Origin of the sequence: Kitasatospora sp. NPDC057940 (assembly GCF_042887425.1) — a bacterium.
Taxonomy (GTDB): Bacteria; Actinomycetota; Actinomycetes; order Streptomycetales; family Streptomycetaceae; genus Kitasatospora.
Genome location: NZ_JBHVPH010000072.1, coordinates 1 through 1,006 on the forward strand (window position 1 = coordinate 1; position 1,006 = coordinate 1,006).

1 rRNA gene is annotated in these 1,006 nt (G+C 57.5%); it reads right to left on the reverse strand.

The window, feature by feature from the left end:
* Window positions 1-1,006 (reverse strand): 23S ribosomal RNA (locus ACFVTF_RS38550); the annotation flags it as partial.

The window sequence follows — 1,006 nt, forward strand, 5'->3', positions numbered from 1 at the left end:
TGCAGGTCGGAACTTACCCGACAAGGAATTTCGCTACCTTAGGATGGTTATAGTTACCACCGCCGTTTACTGGCGCTTAAGTTCTCAGCTTCGCCCCACCGAAGTGGAGCTAACCGGTCCCCTTAACGTTCCAGCACCGGGCAGGCGTCAGTCCGTATACATCGCCTTACGGCTTCGCACGGACCTGTGTTTTTAGTAAACAGTCGCTTCTCGCTGGTCTCTGCGGCCACCCCCAGCTCTGGCAGCAAGTGCCGTCACCAGGAATGGCCCCCCTTCTCCCGAAGTTACGGGGGCATTTTGCCGAGTTCCTTAACCATAGTTCACCCGAACGCCTCGGTATTCTCTACCTGACCACCTGAGTCGGTTTGGGGTACGGGCCGCCATGAAACTCGCTAGAGGCTTTTCTCGACAGCATAGGATCATCCACTTCACCACAATCGGCTCGGCATCAGGTCTCAGACTATGTGAACGGCGGATTTGCCTACCGTTCGTCCTACACCCTTACCCCGGGACAACCACCGCCCGGGCTGGACTACCTTCCTGCGTCACCCCATCGCTCACCTACTACCCTCTTGGGTCACCGGCTCCACCACGTCCCATTGTCCGAAGACTCCGGGCCGGCTTCACGGGCTTAGCATCAAGAGGTTCAGCGTTGGCGCTTCAAAGCGGGTACGGGAATATCAACCCGTTGTCCATCGACTACGCCTGTCGGCCTCGCCTTAGGTCCCGACTTACCCTGGGCAGATCAGCTTGACCCAGGAACCCTTGGTCAATCGGCGCAAGAGTTTCCCACTCTTGTATCGCTACTCATGCCTGCATTCTCACTCGTATACCGTCCACGACTGGTTTCCACCGCCGCTTCACCCGGCACACGACGCTCCCCTACCCATCACAGCAGGCGTTGGCCCTATTGCTGCAATGACACGACTTCGGTGATGTGCTTGAGCCCCGCTACATTGTCGGCGCGGAATCACTTGACCAGTGAGCTATTACGCACTCTTTCAAG